The 8,203-nt window shown below is 66.9% G+C and carries 6 protein-coding genes and 1 pseudogene; 4 read left to right on the top strand and 3 right to left on the bottom strand.

Features of this window, described 5'->3' with window-relative positions; translation table 11 throughout:
• Positions 1 to 94 precede the first annotated feature (94 nt).
• Positions 95 to 2,482, bottom strand: coding sequence for a hypothetical protein (locus ASE88_RS05810; RefSeq protein ID WP_055879756.1), 2,388 nt, complete (start codon positions 2,480 to 2,482; stop codon positions 95 to 97).
• A gap of 162 nt (positions 2,483 to 2,644) precedes the next feature.
• Here ASE88_RS05810 and ASE88_RS05805 point away from each other — a divergent pair, with 162 nt between their 5' ends.
• From ASE88_RS05805 to ASE88_RS19415, 4 genes are all read left to right on the top strand, one after another.
• On the top strand, positions 2,645 to 4,621 hold the full coding sequence (locus ASE88_RS05805) for a Tad domain-containing protein (protein ID WP_082463419.1): 1,977 nt from the start codon (positions 2,645 to 2,647) through the stop codon (positions 4,619 to 4,621).
• Positions 4,618 to 5,205, top strand: a complete 588-nt coding sequence (locus ASE88_RS05800; protein ID WP_056476563.1) for a TadE family protein — start codon at positions 4,618 to 4,620, stop codon at positions 5,203 to 5,205. Before ASE88_RS05805 ends, ASE88_RS05800 begins: the two co-directional genes overlap by 4 nt.
• A gap of 14 nt (positions 5,206 to 5,219) precedes the next feature.
• The gene (locus ASE88_RS05795; protein WP_235525801.1) at positions 5,220 to 5,864 is read left to right on the top strand and encodes a TadE/TadG family type IV pilus assembly protein; all 645 of its coding nucleotides are present in this window, start codon (positions 5,220 to 5,222) and stop codon (positions 5,862 to 5,864) included.
• 183 nt (positions 5,865 to 6,047) lie between these two features.
• The gene (locus tag ASE88_RS19415) at positions 6,048 to 7,367 is read left to right on the top strand and encodes a hypothetical protein (protein ID WP_235527851.1); all 1,320 of its coding nucleotides are present in this window, start codon (positions 6,048 to 6,050) and stop codon (positions 7,365 to 7,367) included.
• Positions 7,368 to 7,676: 309 nt separating this feature from the next.
• On the opposite strand, the gene rplL is transcribed toward ASE88_RS19415, so the two are convergent.
• A complete protein-coding gene (rplL, locus tag ASE88_RS05785; RefSeq protein ID WP_031392842.1) occupies positions 7,677 to 8,051 on the bottom strand; it encodes a 50S ribosomal protein L7/L12 in 375 nt (124 codons plus the stop codon).
• Between the two features lie 64 nt (positions 8,052 to 8,115).
• Positions 8,116 to 8,203: pseudogene (locus tag ASE88_RS19410) on the bottom strand (50S ribosomal protein L10); the annotation flags it as partial.

Genomic DNA, 8,203 nt, shown 5'->3' with positions numbered 1-8,203 from the left:
GGGAAGGAAAGGGCAACGCCTGTGCGGTGTCCGCCCCCTCCGTCACCTACGGTGCCACCTCCCCCTGGCGGGGGAGGATTGCACTGGGGAACCGCTAGCTTTTCACCGCCACCGTCGCGGTAACCGCCGGATCGTCGCGCAGCTTTACGAACAGCATACCCCCAGCCGGCTTGGGCACGGTCAGAGAAGCCCCAGTAAACCCCTCGGGCACCCGCACCGCATCTGCAAACCCCGCATTCGCCGCGACCGAGTCGATCAGGAACAGGTCGCTCCCCGCCAGCGTGCACACATCCTTGCACGTCACCCCGGCCAACCCCGGCACCCGCACCAAACTCGTCAGCGGGACCCAGTCGCCGGCCACGCCGTCCTGCACCAGCCGCCACCGGAGCGGCCCATGCGCGGACACCCCCAGCGCCTTGCCCGGCTCGACTGAGGCCACCGCGATCCGTTCGTCCTGCACGGTCAGCCCGCGCCCCGACGCGACGCTGGTCGTCGGCCCACCGGCCACCGCGTCGATCTCGACGCTGTCTCCCGCCGCAAACCGCGTGGTCCCTTCGGCGCGCAGCGAGAAGGTGATCCGGGCATCCTGCGCGATCGCGGTATCGCCCGCCAGCACGACCGGCAGGCCGGGGGCGGGGGGCGTAATCACGCTCTTGGCGATCAGCGTCGCCTTGGGTCGCGCCGCCGCGACGGTGACCTTCACCGACCGCTTTCGTCCATCGGTCAGCGTCACGACCGCGGTCTTCGCCTGACCAGCCGCGAACTTCGGTGCCGTCTCCGCGGTCAGCCCCAGCAGATCGCCCTTGTCCGCCCGCACGACCGCGCCCGGCTTGAACGCGACCCCGTCGATCGTCATCGACGCGACCAGATCGAGCCGCGTCCCCGCGAGCGTCCCCGCCGTATCGCCCGCATACAGCGTCAGACCATCGATCCGCCCCGCCTCGGCCAACGCGGTCAGCGCGATCGTCTCGGGAGCCTCGACCCCATATTGTTTCACCAGCAGCGTGAGTTTCCCCGGCGCGGTCTTCGCAAGCGGCAGCGTGAGCCCGATCCGGTCGCCGCTCGTCGTCCATGCCAGCGGCACGTCACCCGCCGCACTCGACAGTGTCACCGCCTCGACGCAACTCGGCGTCGGTCCGGCCAGCGCCACCGGATTGTCGCGCCCGACCACCAGATTCTCGGGGTCAGTATCGACCATCTGCCAGCCGCCGGCGCGCGGCACCTGCAGACGGAACCGCGGCCCGTCGAACGGTGTGAACCCCCAGCGCCCGTGCAGCGCCGCATCGGTCACGCTGCTCAAGCCCGCGGTCCGCATCCCCACCTGATCGAGCACATAGCCGCCGCGCTCGGCATCGGCCTGCACGGGCAGCTCGACCACGCCCCCCTGCGGCGTCGTTACGCGCAGGCTCATGGCGTGCGCGAACTGCGTCGCATAGATCAGCGGCGCGCCCTCGACCGGCAACACCAGATCGGGCTTGGCCGCGCAGACCAGCCGGTCGGCTTCCGCGCGGCGCAGCGTCGGAGTCTGCGGCGTCCCCGTCTCGATCACGGGCATCGCGACGACCATCACCGATTTCGGGCTCGCGAACGACGGCGCCGCGTTCAGCAGCAGCGCCATCTTGTCGTCGCGCAGACGCGCCAGCGCGGGGATGTAGCGGAACTGAGTCGACTGGAACGCGCCGAAGATCTTCGCCAGATCGCGCACCACGCCGATATACGGGCTGTAATAGCCGAGCCCGCCCGCCGGCGTCGCACTCAGTTGCAGCGCCAGATCGGTCGGTGCGCCCACCAGCGTGTCCGCCAGCGTCGAGCTCTGGCCATCCGCCAGCACGAGCGAATCGCGGCTTTGCGTGAGGCAGGAGGCCTGCAGGTCGGCGGCGAGATCGAGGCATTCCGCCTTCAGCTTGATCGCCAGGCTGCGCGACAGCAGCGGCGACACCGCCTCGATCCGCTCGGGCTGCGTCCGTTCCAGCGCATGGATCCCGTCGAGGAACGCATCGAGCCTCGCGCGGTCGAGCGATGCCTGGTCGAGGTCCTGCACCGCGCGCACGAACGCCCCCGGCTGCTTGCGCACCGCGGCGACGACCGCATCGAACCCGCCGCTGTCGGGCACCAGGAACACCACCAGCTGCCGCGCGCCGTCGGGTACCTTCAACGCCAGTGCGGCCTTCTTCGCCTTCCACGTCTCGGCCTTGAAGAACCACGATTTCGGCGGCGGCTCGGTCGCGCCGCGCAGGAACGCGGCGACGAGCAGATAGCGCGTGCCATCGTCCTTCCTGCCCGTCGGGAGGTCGGCCGCGATCGAGACGCGCTCGCCGGTCGCGAGCTTGGGGACCTGCGCGATCGGCAACGTCGTTGTCCCGTGGGTCACACCGACGCGCAGGCTCGGCCCAGTCAGGTCGAACGGCGCGGGATCGGCCTGCGCGGCCATCGGCACGAGCAGGGCGGCGATCAGGCAGGAGGGGAAGAGTCGGAGCTTCATCGGGGCGCGATCTCGGATTGTCGACGACAGGGTGTGTCTCGCAGGTGTGCGCCCGGGCGGTGTCGATTTTGAGGCACGCGAGGTGCTGGGGCGGCCACCGCAAGCCACGTTCAAAAAGGTAATACTAACCGTAATTTAATGTCCGCCTGCGATTGAACCAAAATGAACGTAACCGGGTCCGATCCGGTTCAAGGGGGATGGATGCTACAGGGCAAGACACGAGCCAGCGGCCCACGAGGGCCGCTCGGCAGCGCATTGCGGCGCCTGCCCAGTAACCGCAGGGGATCCGCGATCGCCATGATGGCGGCCGGGCTCATCCCTGCAATCGCGGCGCTGGGCTCGGCGATTGACGCCGGGCGGGTCTACATTGTGAAGTCGCAATTGCAGACCGGCGTCGACGCGGCGGCGCTCGCCGGCGCGCGCGCCTTCTCGGTATCGGGCACCGCCAGCAACTCGCGCGAGAGCCAGGTCGCGGCCTATTTCAGCGGCAACTTTCCCGACACCTATATGGGCGTCACGAACCTGAAGGTTTCGCCCGCGTTCACCGTGATCAAGGACATCAACACCACCACGGTCGTCGCCACCGCGACGCTGCCGATGTCGTTCATGCGGTTGTTCGGCTTTGCGCAGCAACCGATCCGCGCGATCGCCCGCGCGGCAATCAACCCGCACCCGCTCGAGGTCATGATGGTGCTCGACAATACCGGTTCGCTCAAGGCCAACCTGCCGCGCGATTCGAACGGTGTCGTCAAGACCCGCATCACGGCGCTGAAGGACGCGGCGAAAAGCTTCAACGAGATCCTGTTCCAAGGCAGCGACACGCGCAAGGATCTGGCGATGGGGTACGTCATGTACGACATCACCGTGAATGTCGGCAAGTTGCTGACCGACTGGCGATTACCGTCCGTCCGCCAGATGTTCGGGTTCAACGACGTGATCGCCAACACCTATGGCGGCACATGGCCCGGCAACAAGCTCGGGTGGAAGGGGTGTGTGTTCGGGGATGACACGGTCAAGGATCTGACCGCGACGCTGACGTACCGGGATCCGAACGCGTGGGATATCGATCGCACGCTGCCGGGTGAGGGCGCGCATCCGCCGGTAAAGCCCTATTTCATCCCGCCGATGTACGTCCCGCAGATGCCGGGTAACGCGATCGCGACCGGCGCTAAGGCGAACCCGTCGAGCGCCTATTATAGCGTTGCCAATGTCGAGCCGAACAACAATCTCTACAAGTTGCACCCCAGCTATTACGACCAGATGCTGAACCTGGATTTCTACGGCAACCAGTTCGCGAACAACCCGTACCGCGAGGCATTCTACGACGCCTATATCGACCTGAACGACAACGCCGCCAAAGCCGACAACGACGTGATCGTCCGGGCGGACAATGGAGGCTTCTACGATCCGTCGAGCAACCCGTGGAATTTCACGACGCGCACTGGCACGCAGTTCCGCGTGCGCTACGACAGGATCCCCCAGTTCAACAACTGGAAGGACGCCACCGAATATACCGTCAACCCGCTCGGCGGCAGCGTCGACGACGGCGGACGGAACAAGACCGAGTTCCCGTCGCCCAACTGGCAATGCCCGGAAGCAGCAACCGCGGTCGATTACGGCCGGTCGCGCAGCTTCTACGACGACGTCATCGATCGCCAGAACGCCGCGATCTATCCCGCGAACGGGACGTTGCACCACGCCGGGCTGCTATGGGGCTATCGGTTACTCGTGCGCGACGACGTCTTCAAGCGAACGCCGCCCCGCGGGCAGGAGGAACCCAAGCGCGCGCTCGTGTTCATGACCGATGGCGAAACCGCGCTAGGCGCAAGCCAGAACGGCTATGAGGACCGGACCTGGACCTTCTACGGCAACTATGCGGACTCGCCGATCTCGGCGAGCAAAGGGGGGCTTATCGGACAGTCCGAACGGCGGTTCGCCAAGACCTGCGCCGCGCTCCAGGCGGAGAACAATGCGCCGAAGGTGTACATCGTCGCGCTGACGACGACCGACCGGAACACGCTGGCGATGTTCGAGCAGTGCGCGCCGGGGCACGTCTATCAGACGTCTGACACCGCAACGCTGAAGGCGGCGTTCGACGATATCGCGTCCGAACTCGTCGATCTCCACCTCGTCCAGTGACGGTTTCCGCTAGGCTGCGCACCGACGTGCGCGGCGTCACCATCGTCGAGTTTGCGATCATTCTGCCGGCGATGCTGTCGCTAATCTGCGGCGCGATCGAGTTCGGCCACATGTTGTTCGCGCGGGTCGTGCTGGAGGGCGCGGTAACCGAGGCTGCGCGCGCCGCGACCGCCACGCTCGAAACCAAGGAATCGGAGCGTACCGCGATTATGCGTGCAAGCATCGCCAAGTCGATGAGCGATTTTAACACCGCGCCAGGCAAGTCGATCGAGATTGTCACGACCGTCTATCGCAATTTCAGCACCGCATTCCCCGAAACCTACACCGACGCGAACGGCAATAAGCAGTATGACAAGGGCGAACCCTATGTCGATCGCAACCGGAACGGCATGTGGGACAATGCGACCCCGGTCGCCGGCAATACGCTGGGCGGGCCCGGCGACGTCGTGAGTTATACCGTGAAATTCCCCAAGCGGGTCCTGTTCGGGTTCGTGGGGAGCGCAATCGGCTATGGGGCGGGAGTGATCCCGTTGTCGGCCGCGACGGTGGTCCGCAACGAAGCCGTCGTGACGAGTGCGTCGTGAGGCGCGCGCCGCTGTTGACAGCGCTGCTGCGTACGCTCCTGCGCACGCGGCGCGCCGTCGCGATGCTCGAATTCGCGCTGGCGCTTCCGCTTTTCCTGGGTTTCATGCTGACCGCGATCGAGTTCGGCAACTACATCATGGCCAATAACCGCGTGCAGCGTCTTGCCGCGATGAGCGCGGATCTCGTCGCGCAGAGCGGTACCGGCGATATCGGTATCGGCGAGGCCCAGATCTACGACCTGTTCAGCGCAGTCGACTTGACCGCGCGACCCTATGATCTGCGCAATGACGGGCGGATCGTCATCACCGGGGTACGCGGTACCGACACCGACAAGAACGGCACGACCGAGAACCAGATACTGTGGCAACGCTTCGACGGCGGTTATGTCGTCGCGCCACAGGTGGGCTGCAACAAGACTATCGCCACCGCGTCGCTGCCCGCTGGTCGGCAGTTGCCGCTCGGTGAGATCTTGTTTCACGTTCAGGTCAGCTATCGCTATCGGCCGATCATGACGGATATCCCGTTCCGCATGCTCTCGCTGCCGGTCAATTTTACGCGTATCGCGATGTTCCGCGCGCGCAACAAGGATTTCCAGTCGCCGACGCCCGACGAGCGGTTTCCACCCAAGGACAAATGCACGACCGCAAGCGGGCTTTGAGCGATCGTCCGGCCACTGTGCGTACCGGGCGGGCGGGGAGGCGACCGGCCTAGCCTTCCGAACCGTCATCACGTTTCACCGCTACCCCGGTGCGGCTCGTCGCATCGCGGGTTGCCGTCGGGCGTCGTTCAGCCTCCCCCGCCCACAACGCCGCCACGACCGCGCGCAGGGGATTTTTCGACGATGACGACCGATCGCGGGGCGCTGGCCGCCCTGCTCGCCACCATGACCGTGCTGACGTCGGCGATCCCGGCGATGGCGCAGACCGAAAAGACCGCGCCGGTCCGCGGGCTGGAGGGGCTTGCCAATCCTGCCCCGCAGACCACGACGATCCCGATCCCCGACACGCCCAAGATCGCGCTGCCGACCGAGACGCCGGTACCCCGCCGGGCGGCCCGTCCGCGCGCGAAGGACGAGTCCGCCCCGGAAAAGACCACCGCCGACCGTCCCGCCGCACGCGACGAGCAGCAGACCCGGCAAACCCGTCCCTCGACGACGGCGACCCGCTCGTCGGCTACCGAGCCTGCGCCGGTGACGACGCGTACGCCCGAGACGGTATCGCCGCCGCCAGCACAAGATGTGACGCCAGCCGACACGCAAGCGGTAGCTCCCCAGCCGGTCGCCCCGCAACCGTCCCCGCAACCCGCAGCCGAGCAACCCGCACCGGCTCCGACCCCCGTCACGCCGGCCCAATCGACGGTCTCCGCACCGGAGATGGGCAGGGCGATGCCGCTCTGGCTCTCGCTCGTGGCGATCGTCGTGGTGCTGGGGGCGCTCTGGGCACTTCGCCGCACGCCACGCGGACGCAGGCAGGACCGGATCGAGGCCGAACCCGTCGTCGAGCCGATCGCGCCACCGGCCCCGCAGCCTGTTGCGCCCGCTCCCGTCGTCGCGCCGGTCGAGCCCGTGAGCACTCCGGTCGCTCCCGCCGCTGCGCTGCCTGCCGTCGCGGTCGCAGCACCGCAGTTCCTCGAACCCCGTGCAAAGACGCCGGCGGCTGCACCGCGTGCGCGCCTGACCTGCGATCTCCGCCCCTTGCGTGCGGGTCTCAACATGCTCAGCGCGACCGTCGAGTGCGAGCTCATCGTCACCAACACCGGCATTGTGCCCGCCACCGCGATCCGCACCGGCGTGGCGCTCCTGACCGCGCACGCAGGCCAGGACGCTGATCTTGCCCAGTTCAACGCAAGCCCGGTCAGCCGTCCGGCCGCGCCGCCATTCGCACTGGCGCCGGGCGAGACGCGCAAGATCCGCACGGTCGTCGCGATCGCACGAGAGGCGATCCAGACGATGACCGCCGCCAACCGGCCGATGTTCGTCCCCGTCGTCGCCACCAACATCCTCTACGCCACCGCGGGCGACGACGCGCAGACCGCGCGTGCGTGGGTCATCGGCATCGAACGCGTCGACTCCGCCAAGCTCGCGCCGTTCTGGCTGGATGGTCCCGCCAAGATGCACACGAGCGTCGCGGCACGCCCCCACGCGGCGACCTTCGACCGCTAGGCGTTGGCGGCCGCGCTCTTCGGGGCGCGGCGGAGCGAGGGTACACCGTTAGGCCGCACCAGCATGTAGGTTCAAAGGGTCGGTCGGCGCTCCTGCGGACCCCGCCGGGATCGCCTTACGTGTCAGCCGCCCATTCACGCTGAGAGTACGACACATACGAAAAAGGGCGACCCCATCGCTGGGGCCGCCCTTTTTTTAGCTGCGGCCAGCGGGGGCAAAGCCCCTGCTTCGTCGGTCGGCATGAATGCCGCCGGCCGGCCTTGCGGGGAGTGCGCTTTAGCGTGGCTAAAGCGTCTCTCCCGCTGCGGCTTACTTGACCTCGACGGTCGCGCCAGCTGCTTCGAGCTGTGCCTTGATCTTGGCGGCTTCGTCCTTCGACACGCCTTCCTTGACGGCCTTGGGAGCCGACTCGACCAGCGTCTTGGCTTCGGTCAGGCCGAGCGACGTGATCGCGCGGACTTCCTTGATGACGTTGATCTTCTTGCCACCGTCGCCGGTCAGGATGACGTCGAATTCGGTCTGCTCTTCTGCTGCAGGAGCAGCTGCGCCGCCGCCTGCTGCCGGTGCTGCAACCGCTGCTGCGGCCGAAACGCCCCACTTCTCTTCGAGCAGCTTCGAAAGCTCAGCTGCTTCGAGAACGGTCAGTTCGCTCAGGCTCTCAACGAGTGCGTTCAGGTCTGCCATGATAAATCTCCATCTCGGGGCACATGCCCCATCAGTTCAAAAAGTAACGAAAGAGCCTGCAAGATCAGGCGGCTTCCTTCTCCGCGTAGGCGGAAAGCACGCGCGCGAGCTGCGCTGCCGGAGCCTGCGTGATCGTCGCCAGCTTCGTGGCG

The organism is Sphingomonas sp. Leaf38 (genome assembly GCF_001421825.1).
Lineage (GTDB): Bacteria > Pseudomonadota > Alphaproteobacteria > Sphingomonadales > Sphingomonadaceae > Sphingomonas.
Note: the sequence above shows the minus strand (reverse complement) of the source record. Positions and strands in the feature narration are given on the sequence as shown.